The sequence below is a fragment of the Streptomyces sp. NPDC092952 genome, from assembly GCF_044754785.1.
In the GTDB taxonomy this organism is placed as follows: Bacteria; Actinomycetota; Actinomycetes; order Streptomycetales; family Streptomycetaceae; genus Streptomyces.
The window spans coordinates 162,863-180,265 of sequence record NZ_JBIVPT010000011.1; the positions used below are offsets into that span (position 1 = coordinate 162,863).

The following is a 17,403-nucleotide window of genomic DNA, read 5'->3' on the forward strand; positions in this document are numbered from 1 at the left end:
GCGTCCGACCCTGCGGAAAACCGCAGGGTCGGACGTACGGGAAGCACCACCGGAGCGGGCGGCAACCCGCATACCGGTACGGAGCGGCGATTTCTAGTTTCGAGGGAGAACAGGGAGAACGACGGGGCAACCGCCCCGCCTCCCCTCCGACTTGGAGTCCCTCATGCACCTCACGATCCTGGCGCTCGCCCAGCAGCCCACGGACGGCTTCGCCGGCTGGGCCGCCGGTCTCGTCGACACACTGGGCGGCCCGGGAGCCGGTCTGGCCATCGCCCTGGAGAACCTCTTCCCGCCGCTGCCCAGCGAGGTCATCCTGCCGCTGACCGGCTTCGCCGCCGGTCAGGGCGTACTGAGCCTGGTCTCGGCACTGTTCTGGACGACGCTCGGCTCCGTGGTCGGGGCGGTGGCGCTCTACTGGATCGGGATGCTCTTCGGCCGGGAGCGGATGCACGCGATCTGGGGAAAGCTGCCGCTGGTGAACGCGTCGGACCTGGTCCGTACCGAGGAGTGGTTCGCCCGGCACGGCACCAAGGCGGTCTTTCTCGGCAGGATGGTGCCGATCTTCCGGAGCCTGATCTCGGTACCGGCGGGCGTCGAGCGGATGCCCATGCCCGTGTTCCTCATGCTCACCACACTCGGCAGCCTCGTCTGGAACAGCGTCCTCGTCATGGCCGGCTACTGGCTGGGCGACCAGTGGGATGTCGTGGAGACCTACGTCGGCATCCTGTCGAAGATCGTCGCGGCCCTCGTCCTCGTCGCCGTCGCCACCTACCTGGCGGTCCGGCTGCGCAGCCGCGGCCAGGCCCGGCACCGCCGCGCCTCGTGACCCCCGGCTCCCGCCCGAACGGCACGGTCCCCCTCCCCGTGCCGCCCGGACGATCTTGCCCGGTCCGCACGGGCGCACTAGCCTCGGGCCCCGTGCAAGGGGATCTGGGGGGCACCGCGTCCGACCGGCCGTGGCCCGAGCCCGCCGGGAACAACTCCGTTGAGGACGGCTGCATTGGGGACGGCTCCGTTGGGGACGGGACCATCACGCGTACGACCGTTCCGTCCTGGCCCCGACGCGGCCTGGGGAGCCTCGTCGGCAGCGTGACCGCCCTGGTCGGCGCCCTGTACTTCCTCGTCGTCGGAACGGCCCTCGGCCCGTTCCTCCTCTGGCCGCACACCCGGCCGAGTGCCCTGGAGATCCTGATGACCGGCGCCCGGCGCCTGGCCGCCTTCGAACGGGTCCGGCGCTCCGACTTCTTCGGCGACCTCTTCCCCGAGCACTACACGGCTTCCGACCAGAAAATCCTGCGTTACCTCGCGATCCGCGTCTGCACGGGCCTGCTCCACATGGTGGTCGTCGGACTCCTCGTCTTCGGGGCCGTCCTGGCAGGTCTCCTGGCCGGCGGTGTCGTCCGGGGCACCCTCGACTGGGACGAGCTGCTCACCCAGGTCCTGCTCGGCGGCGTCCTGCTCTTCCTCGATGTCCAGGGCCTGCACTCACTCGCCGCGCTCGACGCCCGGATCACCCGGGAGTGCTTCGGTCCCTCCGAGCGGGAACTGCTCCGACGCCGCATCGACGAACTCGCCGCCAGCCGGGCCGCGGTCGTCGCCGCAGTCGACACCGAGCGGCGGCGCATCGAGCGGGACCTGCACGACGGGATGCAGCAGCGACTGGTGGCGCTCGGCATGCTGATCGGCCGGGCGCGCCGGGGCCGCGACCCCGAGCAGACCGCCGCGCTGCTGCTCCAGGCGCACGAGGAGTCCCGGAACGTACTGACCGAACTGCGCGAGGTCGCCTGGCGGGTGTATCCGTCGGCGCTGGACAGCCTCGGGCTCGAAGAGGCGATCGGCGGCGTCGCCGAACGGTGCGGCATTCCGCTGCGGACCCGCTTCGACGTCGGCGGTCCGCTGCCCCGGCCGGTCGAGACCGCCGCCTACTTCGTGGTGTCGGAGTCCGTGACGAACGCGGCGAAACATTCCCGCGCCTCGGCGATCTCGGTGGCGGTGACCCTCGACGGCGCGCTGCTCACCGTACGGGTCGAGGACGACGGCACCGGCGGCGCGGACGAATCCGGCAGCGGCCTCACCGGGCTGCGCAGCCGGGTGGCCGCCCTCGACGGCACCCTGCACCTCCACAGCCCCCTCGGGGGACCGACCACCATCACCGCGGAGCTCCCATGCGCGTAATCCTGGCCGAGGACTCGACCCTGCTGCGCGAGGGCCTGGTCAGGCTGCTCGCCGAGGAGGGCCACGAGGTCCTGGCGGCGCTGGGCGACGCGGTGACCCTGCTCAAGGAGGTCGAGGAACAGCGCCCGGACATCGTCGTCGCCGACATCCGGATGCCCCCGACCCACACCGACGAGGGACTACGGGCGGCCGTCGAGATCCGGGAGCGCTTCCCCGGGACCGGGGTGCTCGTCCTTTCCCAGTACGTCGAACGCAACTACGCCGCCAAGCTGCTCGCGTCCAACGCCGAACGGGTCGGCTACCTCCTCAAGGACCGGGTGGCACAGGTCGAGGAGTTCCTCGACGCCCTCGACCGCATCCACGCCGGCAAAGCGGCGATCGACCCGGAAGTCGTACGGCAACTGGTCGTCCGGACCACCCACGGCGACCCACTGGCACGACTGACCCCCCGGGAACGCACGGTCCTGGAGGCCCTCGCCCAGGGCCACACGAACACCGCCATCGCCCAGAAGCTGCACCTCTCGCTCAGCTCGGTGGAGAAGAACCTCAACTCCGTCTTCGACAAACTGGACCTGTCCCGCACGACCGGCTACAGCAGACGCATCCTGGCCGTGCTCCGCTACCTGGAGTCGTAGCCGAACCGCTGGTCCGGCCTGGGCCACCCCAGCGGCGGCGGCGGTGGAAGTGGCCGCGACACGCCCCAGTGACCCCACCGTCCCCGTGCGGCTTCCTCGTCTTCTCTCCTCACCCACGCACACGGAGCCCACGACACCATCCGTCAGCGCGCGTGGATGAGCTCATCGAGCGGGAGCGATGCTGAGAAGCCCGCATCCGTATGCCTTGCCCCGCCCGATGCCCGTGGCGAGCTTCTCGCGAAGCAGCTCGGCGTCGAGGACTCGGGCCGTCCCGTCGAATTGTGTGCGGGCATGCTGGATGCGCTGCTTCGCGGCGGTCCCTTTGAAGCCCTGGAGGCCTCGCACCATGGCGAGCGGGTGGGCGTTGATGTGCAACGGCTCCAACCCGCCTGCGTTGGACTGCCGTTCCCACCATTCAACAGCGGCGTTGCCGCTCAGGGCCACGACCGGTGGAAGCCCATAGACTTCCCGAGAAGTGGCCCCGGGCTTGCGCACCGGGTTGGCCACGCAACGGTAGTTGACGACCATCCCCTTGTGCAGGTTCGACAACAAAGCATCGAGAGAGCGGGTTTCAACGCTGCCGTAGGCTTCCGGCAGGCGCGAGGAGTCGGGTTCTACGTGGCTCTGCAGGAGGATTCGCGGTCCGAGTGGACCTTCCTCAGCACGGAACAGAACTCCGAATGCGGCCCTGGCCGGGCCTTCGACTCCGTCGGGAAACATCTGCAGCATTCGCCGGTGCAGCCGGATGCCCTGATCGCTGCCGCCGAGGTCCCTCCGGGCCTCGCGAGAACTGGGCGAGGGCACGATGCGGGTCAACCACAAAGTCACCGGGCGTTCCTCTCCGGCTTGACGGCACAGGTGTCGATGTAGGTGCGGAGTTTTTCGAGGTAGCCGACACCGAAGCCTTCATACGCGGCATCCGGCAACTGCACAGCACGCCGGTACAGCGGCCGGGGGCGGTACCGGCGTTCCAGCGGTGCGAACGACAGTGGCTCGTCGGTGACTTCGCCGCTGTGGTGATCGCCATCGTTCCTGTCCGGGGCGTCGGAGTCCACGGGGAGCACACCGAGCGGCCTGTCGCTGTAGAAGTCGGTCGGCTGTGGGCCGCGGCGCGGCCTCTTGGCTGCGAGCGGGAGCCGCACGAGGTGGTGCAACGGGTCTTCTACGATTCCCAGCAGGATCGGGCCTTCCGGCGGGCAGGACCGTCGGCCGAGGAAGAGGGGCCAGTGCGGGTCGCGCAGGGCAGCAGCGCACAAGTCGAGCAGCGCCGCGTCGTCGGAGGTGAGCGCGATGGTGAAGGCCGCGTCAGCCAGGTACTGGCGTTTGGATACCAGAGTGCCCTTACCCTCCGGTCGGCGTTTCCCGTCGACAGTGATCACTGTTTCGTCGGCGGCCAGCCCACCGCCTACGGTGTGGAAGTCGGATAGCACAACACCGGGACGGTCGACCCGTACCGTCATCGACAGGGTCGTGAGGTCGTCCAGGGCCGCCTCGCGCTCCCTGCCGAGAGCTGCGGCCAGCATGCCCACGACGCCGGACCGAGTGGGGAATCTGGCGGTGTCACGCCACAGGTATTTGCTGTGCGTGCCCCAGGACTGCAGCGGGCCTGCCAGGCGCAACAGCATCCCGCGGGCGTGTTCTTCGGTCACTGCGGAGCCTCGGCGAGCGCCACGTCGACGGCCGTGGTGACGAGAGCCTCGAAGGACGAATGGCGTTCTCCCAGATGCTCCAGCTTGTCGAAGTGGAGGGAGGCGTGCGCCGTGTGCAGAACGCGGTCCGGGCCGAGAAGAGTGTTTGCGGCCTTGGAGTAGGCGTCGATGCTTTCCACGGAGCGCACGACGTAGCCGCCGTGTTGAGCGGACCGTACGGGTTCCTCGAAGGCCGCGGCGAAGGACAAGGGCCGGTCGGAGCGGACCGCCACGTGGACCAGGTGCGGGAGTGAGTGCGGGGCCGTGGAGTTCTTCTTGGCCTGCGGCAGTGACTCGATGAAGGAGAGCAGGAACTGGCCGGCGAGTTCGCGGGCGGCGTGGACGGCGATGTCGTTGTCGTCGCTCAGGTTCTTGGTGAGTTCCCGTAGGTCGACCGTGGCGAACCGGTACAGGGTTCCCGTGCTGAATTCCGCAGTGCCCATGTGGCCGCTGCCGGTCTCATCACCCTTCGTCGCGGTGACATCGTCGACGGCTGCGAAGTAGTCGAGTTCGACCTCGGTGGCGTGGGTGGTGAAGGCGTGCGCGACCTGGACGGCACCGTCGACACCAGCCTGGTCGACCTCGGCGAGCATGCGGCCGAAGAGGTTGATGACCCCGTTCCTCCTGATGAGGATCTTGTCGATCTTCCCCTTCAGGACGCTCTCGGGCTTCGCCTTCCCTTTTCCGGTGAAGTCGTCCGTGAGGGCTTCCTTGTGGGCTTCGGCGATGTCTGCGAGTTCCTCGACGGCGTCTTCGGGGAGATAGACGAGCGCATTGGTCAGGACCTTGTTCGTGATGGGCTGCTTGTCCCTCCCCTTGGCCACCTCCCACTTGATGCTGCTCCCAGCCGCTACGTGCGCACCGGCACGTTCGGCAAGCGCCTCCTCCCACCCACGGTCGCGGAGCACCTCGGTGACTCGCTCACCGACGCGGCGTGTGCGCAGCGCCTTGTCACCGAGCGCGTCCTGGAAGTGCTCACGGATGGCCCGTTTCCAGGACTGACTGGAGATGCGGGTGCGCAGGGCATCCCCGTAGATCATGGTCTTCACCGAGTTGGTGTCGTCCCGGTTCAGGTTCGCGTAGGGAACGGGCTGGACGATGTGGATGTCGAGGAAGCGTGGCTCGATGTCCATCAGGGGTCTCCTTGGGGTGAGCGGGTCAGTCCCGGTCGGCATGGGCGGTGATCCGGTAGAAGTCCTGCAGCCAGCGGCGACTGATACGCCCTGATCCATGCGGCCAGTTGACGAGGTCCGCCAGCAACTGCCCCCAATCGATCGGGGCATCGGTGGTGCGCACCCGATTCACCGCGGAAGGAAGGTGGAGGTGGATGCCTCGGAGACTCTGCCGCGCCAGCAGGTTGATGCTGTTCTCTGCGGCGCTCATCCTCATGGAGGCACCCTTCGCGATGGCTGCTTGCCCCAAAGTGGCGCCGAACGAGGATCCGTACGAGGTCCGCTCCGACGGAGCGGCCTCCTCGTCCGGCTCTCCGCCCTCCTGGGGAACCTGCTCCCCTTGTTCGTCCGCGGTGCCTTCGTCGGCTTCCTGGCCGGGCGCGAAGGCGTGTCGGGGCTGGGCCGCGATCAGCGAGGCCACCGTGTAGTAGGCCTGCGCCGTTCTGTCATCGCACTCCTCCGGCAGGCGCGGCGTCAGCAGCCGGTGCATGGCACGGGCTCGCGGGTCATCCAAATCTCGGCGCAGACCAGCACGCAGGGCCGAACGGGCACCGGGGTCCACACGGCACAAGCGTTCGATGCTCATGGTGAAGGCGGTGTACGAGGCGCGAATCCGCTGGTGCTTGCTCGCATCAGGGGCGTGGAAGGTCACTGACTGTCCTCGGGTCGGTGGGCGCCGGTCACGACTTCTTGGCCGCCCTTTTCGTCTTCGGTTGCTCCATCGCCTTGCGCGGGTCCTTCAGGGCGGCGAGGATGATCGCCTTCGCCCTGGCAACGGCCTTCGCGCCCCGAGGTGTGCGTGTCACGGAATCGGTCACTGCCTCGTACGCATCGAGTGCGTGGCGCCCGAAGGCCCGGCACGCGGCCTCGAAGTCGAAGGTGGAGTCCACCGCACAGTCGGATCGGTTCAACTGCCTGAACCTGGACCAGAACTCGTCCTCCGCGGACGGCCAGTACCGTGCCGCGACCGCGTCCAGCCAAGCCCCCGGATCGTTCTTCTTGTCATCCGTGTACTTCAGCCAGGCTTCCTTCGTGGCCTGCTCCAGCCGGCCCCCGAAGAGCTCACCGAGCTCGCGGAGCTGACGGACAGGCCGGTCGCTGCTCACCACCTCTTCCTCCACTCGGGAAAGGAGTACCGGGGTCGTGGAGTCGACATACTGATGATTGGCCGACTGACTGGCGTCCTGTTCGAAGCCGAGCGCCCGCACACGCAAGTACTCGCTGACGTCGAATGCGTGGTCCATGACCTTCGGCTGGATGGGGCTCTCGTCGTCCAGCTGTTTGAGCAGGAGGGCGTCGAGGTCCCGCCAGAGGGAACGGGAGGCGCGCGCGAGCCGGGGGGAGGTTTCTCCGTCCTTGCCGATGTCCCAGATCAGGAAGTCGTCTTCCGGCCGGATGCGCTCGGCGTTGTAGGCCCAGGTGATGTATGCGTCGGCGGTGTGCTCACCGTCCTCGGCGGGGACGAGACAGAGAGCGTGTTGTGAACAGGCGGTGAGCCGCGAGCAGGGGCCCTGCGGCTCGGGCATCGGCTTGAGGGGGTCCGGGAGGTCCTCACGCTCCCACGGACACAGGTCGGTCTGCCGGCTGACGTCGCCATCCGGCGGAGTCAGACCTGCCAGCAGTGTCAGGAGGAGGTTGTCGCACTCCGGGTGATAAGACAGCGCGGCTCGCAGCGGTGACGCCTTCGCGTAGTGGTGGCTCACGTTGTCGACCGCACGCCTGGAGAGTCCCCCGGGGGCTCCCCAGTAGTGCCAGGTCAGCAGCGACAGCGCCGCCTGCGAAAGATCGGGGAGCACGAGCTTGTCGCGGCTCCAGTGCCCGAACCAGGAGTGGTTGTTGCCTGCTGACCGGCTCATGACCAGCTTGTGGACCCCGGCAGTTTGGCTCCTGTCGCACTGGTCGGGAAGGCGAGGGTCCTGGAGCCAAGGACGATCACGGTCGAACAGGTCGAAACGGTGGGCCCACTGGTCGAAGTAGCCGGCGATGCCGGCCCTGCGACCGTCGGGGAGCTCGATGCTCTGTTCGGGAAGACCCTGCTCGATGATCTCCTCCCGCCGATCACCCCAGCTCCCGGGACCGGCCTGATCCAGCGCAGCGATCCGGGCGGTGAGCGCGTACAGCACGCGCAGCAGCGCCGAGTGAGCCGGACTGTCCGGGACCAGCAGCGTGCGAATTTCTCGGGCGTGCAGGAACAGATCCCTGAGGCCCACTTGCGGTGGGCCCGACTCCCCCTCCAGCCATGCGACCGGAATCCATGGCTGGTCGATCAGATTGGACGCGGCCACGCCCCTCCCTCCGTGGTCAAACGTGCACTGAATGTTAGACGGCAGTACGGGGCAGCGCGGGCGTTTACGGCAACTGGACGATCTTCAGGCCGTGTTCACTCATGCAGAATCGGTGCCTCGGGCTGGTGTACACCCATTCACCGCCCTCCTCTCTCAGGTTCAGTCGGAGAACATTCCTGAGGGCGGCCATTCCACGCCAGGCAGGGTTGGCATCGCCCTCCACGGCCTCCACGAGTCGCTTCGGTACCGGAATGAGATAGGGGACGAGCTGGCCCGGCTTCGGTCTCCCCTTGGGGCCGCGTTGAAGTTTCCGCTCCAGGACGCCGTTCTCCAGGAAATGCGCCGGGTTCCCCTGTCGGTCGCGCCCGGGATACAGACAGACCACGTGGACCATCTCCTCGCCGAGCACGGCGGAGAGCAACTCGGGTTCCATGCCGGGGTGATCCCGGCTCAGCAGGCCGAGGTCACCGTCGAGCTCCTGCGGTCCAGGCACTTCAAGCCAACGCGCGGTACCGCTGGCCCGGCGTTCACGCACCACGCGCTGGTTGTCGAACCGCTGGAGCTCAGACGCCGCAGGCTGCGCCAACTTGCCGACGAGCTCCTCGGCATACACCTCATCCAGCAGCGAAGGCAGTTCTTCGGGCAGAGAAACCGTCCTGCCGGACCCCAGGAGCGTGTCCGTCCGCCACAGCAGGGCGGCGTCGTCCAGTTCCGACGCGTCGTCCGCTCTGAGCACCACCAGCCTCGACCTATCACCCGCACTCTGCACCACACGGGCCAAGAGGTCCGCGAGCGGAGCCGGTCCGGATATGACGAGGTCGAAATGAAGGCCCCGGACATGCTCCAGCATCGACGTCGTCACCAGCACGGAGGGGCCGAGGACTCCACCGTCAGGGGCAAAGGCCTTCCGGCACGCCGCGAGTCGCTGCCATCGGTCCTTGTTGCGCATCTGCTCATGGACCAGGGCCACATCAAGGTCGGGAAAATCCCGTGTGAGTTGATGGAATGTGCGGATTGCCTCCGCGGGCGTCGGTCGGTAGACGGCGGCTCGGCCCTTGTCGGCTGCGACCATCGGTGCGAGAGCCGCCCGGATCTCGCCATACGGCGTACCGTCAACCACGGTCATACTGAGCGTGCTGGCACGAACGGCCCCGGCAGGCTGCTGGGGCAGATGCCCGCTTCCGGACCGGGCGTCCACGAACGACCACCCAGGTGACCGACGAGGCTGCACGGCTGGCTCTCCGCCCCCTCCCGCGCCCCGGCGGTAGGCGGCCAGCATCGCGTCCACCGACTTGTCCGCAGCCGTCGAAGCCAGGACAACAGGAATCCGCAACGCGGCGGCCCATTCCAGGAACCGAAGCATCAGCTTCTGGCCCCAGGCGCCGCGGGCATGGGCTTCGTCCACCACGACGACCTTGCCGGATAAAGCGAAGAGCCTCATCACGTTGAACTTCACAGGCAGTACAGCCTGCAGCAGTTCGTCCACCGTCCCCGTGCCGAGCGCGGCCAAGAGGGCTCGGTGATGGGAGTTGAGCCAGCTGTTCGCTGTCGGGGCCCACTCCTCACCGGGCTCCGCGCTGACTCCGTCGGTCGCATGGGCGCGCGCCCACTGCTCCGCGGCTTCCGCCGGCTTCAACCGGGAGGAGCTGTGGAGCAGCAGCGAACGCCAGGGGCCGGTCAGTGCCTGCTCGGCGAACGCATGCACCTGCGCCATGTGACTGTCGGCTGCTGAACCGGTCGGCAGTGCATAGAAGAGGCCCCGCGCGTTCGCCGCATGCCCGAGGACCGCCGCCGCGCGAAGGGACGCTTCCGTACGTTCCTCCGAGGGCGGGGCCGTCACAACCACCATGCCCGGCCCGTGATCGGCCACCAGATCGGGCATCCGGCGCGCCATGCTCGCCCCCAGACCGTCCTCCCCCGCGCAGTGGGCGGGGCTCGACGGCCGGGCGAAACCCGTCCCGAGCAGGTCCGTCTGCCGCAACAGGCGGGGGGCCGCCGCGCGGGCGATCTGCCAGTAGGAGTCCAGGTCGTCGGGGGTTCCGGCCCACCCCTCTTCCCTGAGCCGGGTCAGGATCTCCTCCTCGATACTGGCCAGCCAGTCCGACAAGGTCACCAACCCCGTCAGGACAACAGCCGCTCCTGGCGTCATCCGCCCTTGCGGAACCGACTGCGCCCCGACCACTCTGCGCACCTCGTCGAAGTGGATGCGCCGCTGCTCCTCCCAACTTCCCGAACCCATACCGGGATGACGCGCCACGGGACATCGCGAGTCCTTGTCGTAAACGACCGGGTGGAATCCGCCACCGTGCCCGCCAAGCAGCTGGGCCACCGCATGGCTGAGCCTGGACTGCGGACGCCGCTTCGACGACGGATAACCGATCTCCTCGAAATTGCCCACCAGCCACCAGTGTGCCGCCGCTTCGTGCGACTGCCTGTCCTGCATGGCGGCAGTCCCGAACGCGTATCCCGGTTCACCGCTCAGCTCCTGGGTCCGCAGCTTTCCCTCGTACCTCGGTCCGCCACTGTGCAGTTGGAACGGCACAGTGATCTTCCCGATGTCATGCAACCCGGCCCAGAATGCCGCGAGCGTCCTCGCCTGCTCGTCCGTGACGCGCAGCGCTGCCGCCACGCTGCTCCGCTGGTACTCGGTCAGGAGCTCGTCCCAGACGACCTCGGCGACCGCAGCCGTGTCCAGCAGATGACAGACCACGGGATGTGTGTGGGGTACTCCGCGGGCGTCCTTGCCCAGCCCGGCAGCCTTGCCCCAGAGGCGGGAGTCCAGAGGCATGGTGCTCCTTGTCACGGGTTTGGTTCAGGTGCCTTCCGAAGACACGCGGCAGAACGAACCCGGCCTGCAAACATCGCAGCCTTGCCGGGCCCCGCAGGAACCGGAGGGGAAAACGGTCAACCGCAGGCGCCCCAACTTTGTCTTCCCGTAGAGTACTTACTGCTGCACGCCTCCCTGGGAGGTGCGCGGAATCCCATTGGCTCTCCGGCCGACGGTATATCGAGATGAACGCACGACCCTCCCGAGGGACGTGGCGCAACCTCGGTCCTGTACCGCGCTCTGGAGAAACAGTGTCCCGGTTCCTGCGGAAGTTCGTCCTGCGACGCGAGGTCCTCCTTGAGGTCTCACGTGTGGCAGCTGGCGCGGTACTCCGTGTCCTGATCAGCGAACTCGTCAGCTGGCTCTTCTGAGCCAACGGTGACGGATCTCAGGGGTCCGTCACCTCCTATGCCATGACGGCACCCCGCTGGCCAGATTATTCCTCGCCCAGCAATGTGTCTGCACTCCAGCTGCGTCTTTCCTCACGCCATACAGCCCTCGCCGCGCGAGCGAAGGTGAGCCATCTGGCGCCACTCCCGAGACCGGACTGCCCTGCGTAGAGCCCAAGGGCGTAGGCGCCTATGCCCACATGTCAACTATCTCCACTGCCCGTTCACTCGTTCACGCCTCAGCACGACGTGTCCGGCACCGCTCCTGGCACACCGTCAGGACAGGCGCCGCATGGGCGTCACGAGCGCTGTCCCAACGTGAAGACATCGCCCGCAACGGCCCGCACAACACACACGCTGCGGGTCATGCTCCGCTACGCCGAACACCGCATGGCCTCCGCCGGGACCGATCCGTGGTCCGCGGCGGACGACGGCTGGCAGCGGGACGAGGCTCTCGCACAGGCCCTCCGGGAGGAACTGGTGGCTCGCTGCGGCGATCCGGCCGCCAGCGATCCCGCGACCGGAGAGGCCAGTGCGGAGGACCTTCTCCTGCTGGTCGAGATGTGCTCGGAACGGCCGCGGGCCAGGGACCAGGTGCGCGCAGGAGTCGACGCGTTGGTCTCCCGCGGCCTGCTCGTCCGCACCGGGGAGGGAACGGGCGACCACCTGGCCGTGTCGCGGAGCGGCATCGTCCGCATACTGCGGGCGGGAGCCGAGCAGCAGCTGACCGGCATGCTCGCCCGCCTGATGCTTACGCCGAACGGGCAGGAAGCGGACCATGTGGGCGCACCGGACGAGCCCCCGGCGCCCGTGAGTTGGACCCCGTGGCAACGCAAGCGTTTTGCAACGGTACCGGCCCTCGCCCGCCCCACGGCGGAGGAGAGGAGCGGCGCGCACGGCGACGAGCTGGCCACGCTGCCCGCCGAGCCCAGGCCGAGCCGCACGCCCAGGACCCCGCGGTGCTGGCCGGAGCCGCGGAGCCGTCGGCCACCGAACTGGCGCCGTTGCTTCTCGCACTGGCCTCGCAGTGCCGCGACCAGTACCCAGGCACGGTGCTGGACGTACGCTGCCCGCCCACGCTGTCCGTGAACGTGCCTGAACCCGTGCTGCGGGCCGTGGCTCTACGAAGTGCTCGGCAACGCGGCAGGCGTGGCAGCGGGCACGGACGCAGGCCTGATCCAGGTCGTGGCGAAGGCGGAGAGTCCCGAGGTGTTCGTCGAGGTGCAGGACAGCGGCCCGGGCCTGCCTACCGGATACCGCGGCCGCAGGACCTTCGCTCTCAGCGCGGCAGGCCGCGAGCAGGGCCGCGCCGGAGGTCTGCACCGCGTCCGGCAACTCCTGCGAGCCTTCGCCACGCCGTCGGTCGAAACGGAGCTCGAGGTCTTCGAGTCAGCCCACCCCACCCTCACGGGCGCCGCGCTGCGGCTCGTGCTGCCTGAGCATGCGCTATGAGATCAACGGTCGAGACACCGATCAGGACGAGTCGGCCACCCGGCACAAGGCGCTGCCAGGATTCGGGGACACCGAACCTCGCCGATTCCGAGCACGCCGATCAACGGTTGCTAGGCACTGTTTCATATGCCGTCACCCTGGGGCAGTCCGTTCGCGTCCGACAGGACGTGCATCTTCGAACCCGGTTTGCCCCGGTCCACGGGGCCCGGGCCTGTGAGTTCGCCCCTTCTTTGGCCCGTACGTGCGCGGAGTCGAGGACCACGCGGGTCACGTCGAGCAGGCTGCACTCGTCGATCCTCCCGATGACGGCCTCGTGCAGCCGGCCCCGGACACCGGCTCTGGACCAGATGACGAGGCCCCACAACACGGCGGAGCCCGCCAGGCGCACCCGCTCACGGAGCGGATGCCGAATCAGCCGGGGGATGCTATGCGTGTGCTTCGCTACCCAGCGCTGCCTGAGACCGCTTGTCCGTCCGGCTGAGCCTTTGGGGAGGCACGTCCATGAGATCCACGAAGCGTGGCGTGCAGTGCCAAGTTCGCCTCGGCTTCTTCGGCTGTCCGTTACCAGTTTCGATGGTCCTCCACGAGATTGGCGATGAGCGCGAGCAGTGCATCTGCCCGGGAGCGGTCCTCGTGCTGAGTACGCAGGGCCTGGTCGGCGGCCCTGAGCCTGGCCAGGGCGGCCGGTTTACCGTCCGACACGTCGTCGATCACTGGCTCAGTGATCAGGTCCAGGCACTCGGTGAGCAGCCGTCGGGTAGCGGGAAACGGCGGGTTGGGGTCGGGGGCTGCGAACGCCTGAGTCAGGTGACGCGCCGGATCCGTGAGACTCCAGCCGACGACGGTGCCGTGCTGGACGAGGAGGGCCACATCGAGGGCGATGCCGATGCGAGCCTCCAGCGGCTCGTCGAGGACATCGCGGTCGCGCAGACTGGCCAGCATGGTGTCCCCGGGAGTGCGGTACAGCACCTCGCACATCTCCAGCCGGAAGTCCCGGACCTCGTCCGCGCGGAGCCCACCCGGGCGTACTGCGGGCAGGGGGATGATGCGGGCGAAGTCCTCGGCGGAAGCGGACTCCGCAGGCATTTGGAACTCGGCACCAGCAAGCCTCCGGCTGTCCGGGTCGAACCGGAGGACGTCGGGCGTTTCCCACAGCTGCTCCTGGCTGCCGAAAGTGGCCCGGAGGAACCGCTCACGTTCCTTCACGTCCGTGTAGTGCGCGATGTCCACGGAATTGCCCGAGAAACGGGGCATGATGGACAGAGGATCGGCTGTCACTGTTGCGTGCCAGTCGTTGCCGAAGGTCAATCTCATCGTGACTTTTCCCTCAATAATTTTGCGGGGGGCATGAATCCGCCGTTGCCCGGAATTCTTCCCTCCACGATGTCCCTGTCTGTGATCGGCGCACCGGGGTCAGTGATCTCGCCGCCCAGCGTCCTCGCACCAGACTCGCCCTTGATACCTGACGGCCCGTACGCCGTGATGGCCTGGTCGGCTTGGGAAATCGGACCATGGGTCACGACGACGTCCTCGCCCTTCCGGAAGATGAGCTTTCCGGCGCTGCCCTCCACACCTGGCCGAGCCGGTCCCGCTCGAAGGAAATGGTCCCGCCGAGGGCGTCGACACGCTCGGTGAGCTGGCCCGCAGCGTCGACGCGGTAGGTCAGGGTGCGCCCGTCGAAGTCGGTCTCGGACACGGTGTTGCCAACCGCGTCGTACTCGTAGGACCAGGTCAGCCCCTTCGGGTTGGTGACCCGGGTGCGGCGCAGGTCGTTGTCGTGCTCGAACTCGTAGCGGCCGCCGTCGGCCCGGGTGCTGGCGAAAGGGAGGTCGAAGTGGGTGTATTCGTAGCTTGAGACACTTCCAGAAGCGTCATTGTGAGTCAGGCATTTACCCTCGCCGTCGTAGGTCCAGGACTGTGTCGTGCCGTCTGCATCGGTGCGGTGAGAGAGTTTGCCTTCAATACTCCATTCAAAGCGAGTGACGGCGCCAAGTGGGTCGGTGAGCATGGCGGGGTTACCGAAGGCGTCGCGTGTAATGCGGGTGATGGCACCGCGCGGGTCGGTGCGGGACAACAGCCGGTGATAGCGGTCGTACTCGAATCGGGTGATGGCTCCCAACGCATCGATCGCAGCTACCACTTGGGAGCGGTCATTGAGCCCTTTCCAACCTCACGCTGACGCGTGGTGAAGGACGAGGATGGCCTGGACGAGCGCTGTGATGCGGGTGGTGCTGCAGCGGAGCTTCCGTAGGAGGCGCCAGCCCTTCAGGGTGGCCATGGCCTGCTCGCCGAGGCAGCGGATCTTGGCGTGTGTGCTGTTGTGGCGGCGCTGCCACCGCTTGAGGCGACGGCCGCGGAAGGGCACCCGGATGGAGCTGCCGGCGCCCTGGTATGCCTTGTCGGCCCAGCGCTTGAGGCCGGCGTCGGTGAGTGCGTCGACGATGCCGTGGGGGCGGGCGGCGGTCAGGTCGTGGGTGGATCCGGGAAGCGCGGGTGAGGTCCGCAGCAGGCGGCCGAACGGGTCGGTGAGGACCTGGACGTTCATGCCGTGACGTTTGTGTTTGCCCGAGTAGTGCGGGGTGTCGGCGGCGATCCGGTCGATCGGCAGCAGGGTGCCGTCCAGGATCATGAACGCCTTTGTCCGCGCGACGCGCATCGCCTCGGCCAGGGTGGGTGCGAGCGCGGCCGGCAGGTCGACGGCTTCGCGTATGTAGCGGTACGCGGTCGCGATGCCGATCCCGATCCCGGCGGCAAGCTGGGCGTAGGTGTCACCGCACCGCAGATGGGCCGGGGCGGGGAGAGTCTGACGGCCGGCGGTCAGACGCCGCCACCGGGTCCCGATCTCCCCTCGCCGCACAGCAAGTCGTCCGGTCAGGTACCGCGGGGTGCGACTGGACAGGTCGATCGACGACGGGTGGACAAGCACGCGAAGCTCCTGGCAGACGGCCGATCTTGATCGTGAACCCGTCTACCAGGAGCTTCGTCGTCCCGTAGACCCGCCCAACACGCGGCCAGCGCCGTCAGGTTGGAAACGGCTCCGCCATGTCCGGTTCGGCGGGAGGCCGCGCGGAACAGGATCTGCCATGGCAGGCACCTCACCGCGCGGCCGACCCAACCGCTTGGCTCCACCAGTTCAAACGGCTCCGGATCCGCTACGAGATACGAGCCGATCTCCACCTCGTGCTGCTCCAACTCGCCTGCAGCATCATCTGCTTGAGACGACTCCGAGCCTCATTCTGAAATGATCAGCAAAAGAGCCCGCCGCAGCAGGCCGCTCTCCAGCACACGCAATCGACCTGCGGCCCACTCACTTCGGCGCCTCCGGCAGCACCGGCACCGTCGAGATGGACTGGATGGTGGACTCCCACTCCCCGGTCTGCGTGTTCTTGAACCGAAGATGCAGCACCTCGAACTCGTCCGGCACCCAGTCGAACTCGCCGACCTCATCCTGGTCGAAGACCTGGTGTTCCGCGAACAGCTTGGCCAGCTCGATGTCTGTGGACGCCTGCATGATGAACTTGCCGACCTTAACGACGTGCATCACCGGACGACCCTGCGCCTCCGCCTCCCGGACGCTCTCCCAGAACGGCTCGTACCTCCTGGCCGACTCGGTCATCCCAACCCACTCGTCGCGCCTGATCTCGCTCACTTCGACCCCTCCAGCCTGCTCGTCGTCACCGGCGTCCGGCTCTGCACATACTTCACCTTCGGCGCCTTCGCGAACGCCAGGCGGTTGGCCTCCTGCACGGACTCCGCTTCCGCCTCGACGCGCAGCGCCGCGTGACCGTGCAGAGCTACCGTATATCTCGCCATTACCTCAACCCCTCCGCCTCAGGACCATGACCACGCTGTAGAGAACGCACAGCCCCAGACTCATCCTGAACGCCGTTTCGGGGGCCACCCCCGTGGGCGCGAGGAGCAGCCGAGCCTGGCAGTCCGGCGGGCCTTCTGCGCGGGAGCATCCCCGCACCCGCGGGAATGCTCCCATCTCGGCCTGCATGCCAGGCAGGCGCAGCCATCTGCTCCCCACACCCGATGTACAGCAGCCTCGTCCTCGAAGGCGAAAAGCATCGCTCCCTGTACGTCGCCCTTACCCAGGCACGACGCCACACTGCCGTTCTCGGACTCACCCACACTCGCGCGGAACCCGCACGGATCACTGCCCGCGCCCAAGGACGGCGATTGCGATCCCCTCGCCCCCCGGCGACCGCCACGCCGCCAATCCGGGCTCGCCGCAACCGCGAGCTGGCCTTCGCTCTCCCATGAGCGCCTGAAGTGCAGCACTTCTCCGCGAGTTACCCCCGCCCAACCGATCAAGACCAAGATCCGGACCATACACGGGCCAAGACCCCAGTCAGAGTGAGTACGATCTTCATTCCCCCTGGTCACAACGCCATGAATGCTGTACCACCAGCAGACGAAGAACCTACGGGCACTCTGCGCAGGTGACTGAGTGGGATCGCTCAGCACCACGAAATTCCCGGCGCCTTGCCACACCCGCACAGTCAGGAGGCCCCCTGATCAGCGGGGCAACGCGCCTGACGGCCCATCAGGACGAGCGTCAAATGAGCGTCACGATGCCTCTGAGAGCGTCATTTCAGCGTCAAGATATCGCCCGTAACGCCCACAATGCACATAGCGCACACCACCCAAACCCGCAGGTCAGGCACCCTTTGCGACAGGTTCAAGGATCGCCACGCACTCCACGTGGTGCGTCATAGGAATGACGTCCAATCAAAGGACACCTTGAGAAACTGCAGGTCAGGCAAACATTTACACT

16 protein-coding genes and 3 pseudogenes are annotated in these 17,403 nt (G+C 67.6%); 6 read left to right on the forward strand and 13 right to left on the reverse strand.

Going from position 1 to position 17,403, the window contains the following annotated elements:
* Positions 1–163 precede the first annotated feature (163 nt).
* The 3 genes from ACIQGQ_RS25060 (at position 164) to ACIQGQ_RS25070 (ending at position 2,810) form a co-directional block, all read left to right on the forward strand.
* Positions 164–826, forward strand: coding sequence for a DedA family protein (locus ACIQGQ_RS25060; protein WP_402399028.1), 663 nt, complete (start codon positions 164–166; stop codon positions 824–826).
* 263 nt (positions 827–1,089) lie between these two features.
* A complete protein-coding gene (locus tag ACIQGQ_RS25065; protein WP_402399030.1) occupies positions 1,090–2,175 on the forward strand; it encodes a sensor histidine kinase in 1,086 nt (361 codons plus the stop codon).
* Positions 2,166–2,810, forward strand: coding sequence for a response regulator (locus tag ACIQGQ_RS25070; protein ID WP_402399031.1), 645 nt, complete (start codon positions 2,166–2,168; stop codon positions 2,808–2,810). Before ACIQGQ_RS25065 ends, ACIQGQ_RS25070 begins: the two co-directional genes overlap by 10 nt.
* A gap of 162 nt (positions 2,811–2,972) precedes the next feature.
* Here ACIQGQ_RS25070 and cas6e read toward each other — a convergent pair whose 3' ends face one another.
* The 6 genes from cas6e to ACIQGQ_RS25100 all read right to left on the reverse strand — a co-directional run bounded on the left by cas6e (position 2,973) and on the right by ACIQGQ_RS25100 (position 10,743).
* Positions 2,973–3,638: a type I-E CRISPR-associated protein Cas6/Cse3/CasE gene (gene cas6e / locus ACIQGQ_RS25075; RefSeq protein WP_402399033.1), complete on the reverse strand. Its 666-nt coding sequence runs from the start codon at positions 3,636–3,638 to the stop codon at positions 2,973–2,975.
* Entirely contained in the window at positions 3,635–4,435 is an 801-nt protein-coding gene (cas5e, locus tag ACIQGQ_RS25080; RefSeq protein ID WP_402399205.1) for a type I-E CRISPR-associated protein Cas5/CasD, read from the reverse strand. The genes cas6e and cas5e overlap by 4 nt, the downstream gene beginning before the upstream one ends.
* Positions 4,436–4,455: 20 nt before the next feature.
* Positions 4,456–5,631 (reverse strand): type I-E CRISPR-associated protein Cas7/Cse4/CasC, encoded by a 1,176-nt coding sequence (cas7e, locus tag ACIQGQ_RS25085; RefSeq protein WP_402399035.1) that lies wholly within the window; start codon positions 5,629–5,631, stop codon positions 4,456–4,458.
* Between the two features lie 25 nt (positions 5,632–5,656).
* Positions 5,657–6,322, reverse strand: coding sequence for a type I-E CRISPR-associated protein Cse2/CasB (casB, locus tag ACIQGQ_RS25090; protein WP_402399037.1), 666 nt, complete (start codon positions 6,320–6,322; stop codon positions 5,657–5,659).
* Positions 6,323–6,350: 28 nt separating this feature from the next.
* Entirely contained in the window at positions 6,351–7,955 is a 1,605-nt protein-coding gene (gene casA / locus ACIQGQ_RS25095; RefSeq protein ID WP_402399038.1) for a type I-E CRISPR-associated protein Cse1/CasA, read from the reverse strand.
* A 64-nt stretch (positions 7,956–8,019) separates the two neighbouring features.
* Positions 8,020–10,743, reverse strand: a complete 2,724-nt coding sequence (locus ACIQGQ_RS25100; RefSeq protein WP_402399040.1) for a CRISPR-associated endonuclease Cas3'' — start codon at positions 10,741–10,743, stop codon at positions 8,020–8,022.
* 794 nt (positions 10,744–11,537) lie between these two features.
* Here ACIQGQ_RS25100 and ACIQGQ_RS25105 point away from each other — a divergent pair.
* The gene (locus ACIQGQ_RS25105) at positions 11,538–12,260 is read left to right on the forward strand and encodes a hypothetical protein (RefSeq protein ID WP_402399042.1); all 723 of its coding nucleotides are present in this window, start codon (positions 11,538–11,540) and stop codon (positions 12,258–12,260) included.
* A gap of 39 nt (positions 12,261–12,299) precedes the next feature.
* Complete coding sequence (locus ACIQGQ_RS25110; RefSeq protein ID WP_402399043.1) at positions 12,300–12,623, forward strand: hypothetical protein; 324 nt, start codon at positions 12,300–12,302, stop codon at positions 12,621–12,623.
* Positions 12,624–12,748: 125 nt separating this feature from the next.
* On the opposite strand, the pseudogene ACIQGQ_RS25115 reads toward ACIQGQ_RS25110, so the two are convergent.
* The 5 genes and pseudogenes from ACIQGQ_RS25115 to ACIQGQ_RS25135 form a co-directional block, all read right to left on the reverse strand.
* Positions 12,749–13,019 (reverse strand): annotated as a pseudogene (locus tag ACIQGQ_RS25115) (IS5/IS1182 family transposase); the annotation flags it as partial.
* Between the two features lie 165 nt (positions 13,020–13,184).
* Complete coding sequence (locus tag ACIQGQ_RS25120) at positions 13,185–13,937, reverse strand: hypothetical protein (RefSeq protein ID WP_402399045.1); 753 nt, start codon at positions 13,935–13,937, stop codon at positions 13,185–13,187.
* Between the two features lie 202 nt (positions 13,938–14,139).
* Positions 14,140–14,391 (reverse strand): RHS repeat domain-containing protein, encoded by a 252-nt coding sequence (locus ACIQGQ_RS25125; RefSeq protein WP_402399208.1) that lies wholly within the window; start codon positions 14,389–14,391, stop codon positions 14,140–14,142.
* Between the two features lie 33 nt (positions 14,392–14,424).
* Positions 14,425–14,766: pseudogene (locus ACIQGQ_RS25130) on the reverse strand (hypothetical protein); the annotation flags it as partial.
* Between the two features lie 27 nt (positions 14,767–14,793).
* On the reverse strand, positions 14,794–15,549 hold the full coding sequence (locus tag ACIQGQ_RS25135) for a transposase family protein (protein ID WP_402399047.1): 756 nt from the start codon (positions 15,547–15,549) through the stop codon (positions 14,794–14,796).
* 191 nt (positions 15,550–15,740) lie between these two features.
* Here ACIQGQ_RS25135 and ACIQGQ_RS25140 point away from each other — a divergent pair.
* A pseudogene (locus ACIQGQ_RS25140) lies at positions 15,741–15,863 on the forward strand (IS5/IS1182 family transposase); the annotation flags it as partial.
* 67 nt (positions 15,864–15,930) lie between these two features.
* Here the strand turns inward: ACIQGQ_RS25140 and ACIQGQ_RS25145 are convergent.
* Together ACIQGQ_RS25145 and ACIQGQ_RS25150 are read right to left on the reverse strand one after the other, a co-directional pair.
* A complete protein-coding gene (locus tag ACIQGQ_RS25145) occupies positions 15,931–16,272 on the reverse strand; it encodes a hypothetical protein (RefSeq protein ID WP_402399049.1) in 342 nt (113 codons plus the stop codon).
* Positions 16,269–16,436, reverse strand: a complete 168-nt coding sequence (locus ACIQGQ_RS25150; RefSeq protein WP_402399051.1) for a hypothetical protein — start codon at positions 16,434–16,436, stop codon at positions 16,269–16,271. The genes ACIQGQ_RS25145 and ACIQGQ_RS25150 overlap by 4 nt, the downstream gene beginning before the upstream one ends.
* Positions 16,437–17,403: the final 967 nt, after the last annotated feature.

What these genes read in the sequence shown, in the direction of transcription:
- ACIQGQ_RS25060 (WP_402399028.1), top strand. Translation starts at nt 164, where the DNA reads ATGCACCTCACGATCCTGGCGCTCGCCCAGCAGCCCACGGACGGCTTC.
- ACIQGQ_RS25070 (WP_402399031.1), top strand. Translation starts at nt 2,166, where the DNA reads ATGCGCGTAATCCTGGCCGAGGACTCGACCCTGCTGCGCGAGGGCCTG.
- cas5e (WP_402399205.1), bottom strand. Translation starts at nt 4,435, where the DNA reads ATGCTGTTGCGCCTGGCAGGCCCGCTGCAGTCCTGGGGCACGCACAGC.
- cas7e (WP_402399035.1), bottom strand. Translation starts at nt 5,631, where the DNA reads ATGGACATCGAGCCACGCTTCCTCGACATCCACATCGTCCAGCCCGTT.
- ACIQGQ_RS25100 (WP_402399040.1), bottom strand. Translation starts at nt 10,743, where the DNA reads ATGCCTCTGGACTCCCGCCTCTGGGGCAAGGCTGCCGGGCTGGGCAAG.
- ACIQGQ_RS25105 (WP_402399042.1), top strand. Translation starts at nt 11,538, where the DNA reads ATGCTCCGCTACGCCGAACACCGCATGGCCTCCGCCGGGACCGATCCG.
- ACIQGQ_RS25120 (WP_402399045.1), bottom strand. Translation starts at nt 13,937, where the DNA reads ATGAGATTGACCTTCGGCAACGACTGGCACGCAACAGTGACAGCCGAT.
- ACIQGQ_RS25150 (WP_402399051.1), bottom strand. Translation starts at nt 16,436, where the DNA reads ATGGCGAGATATACGGTAGCTCTGCACGGTCACGCGGCGCTGCGCGTC.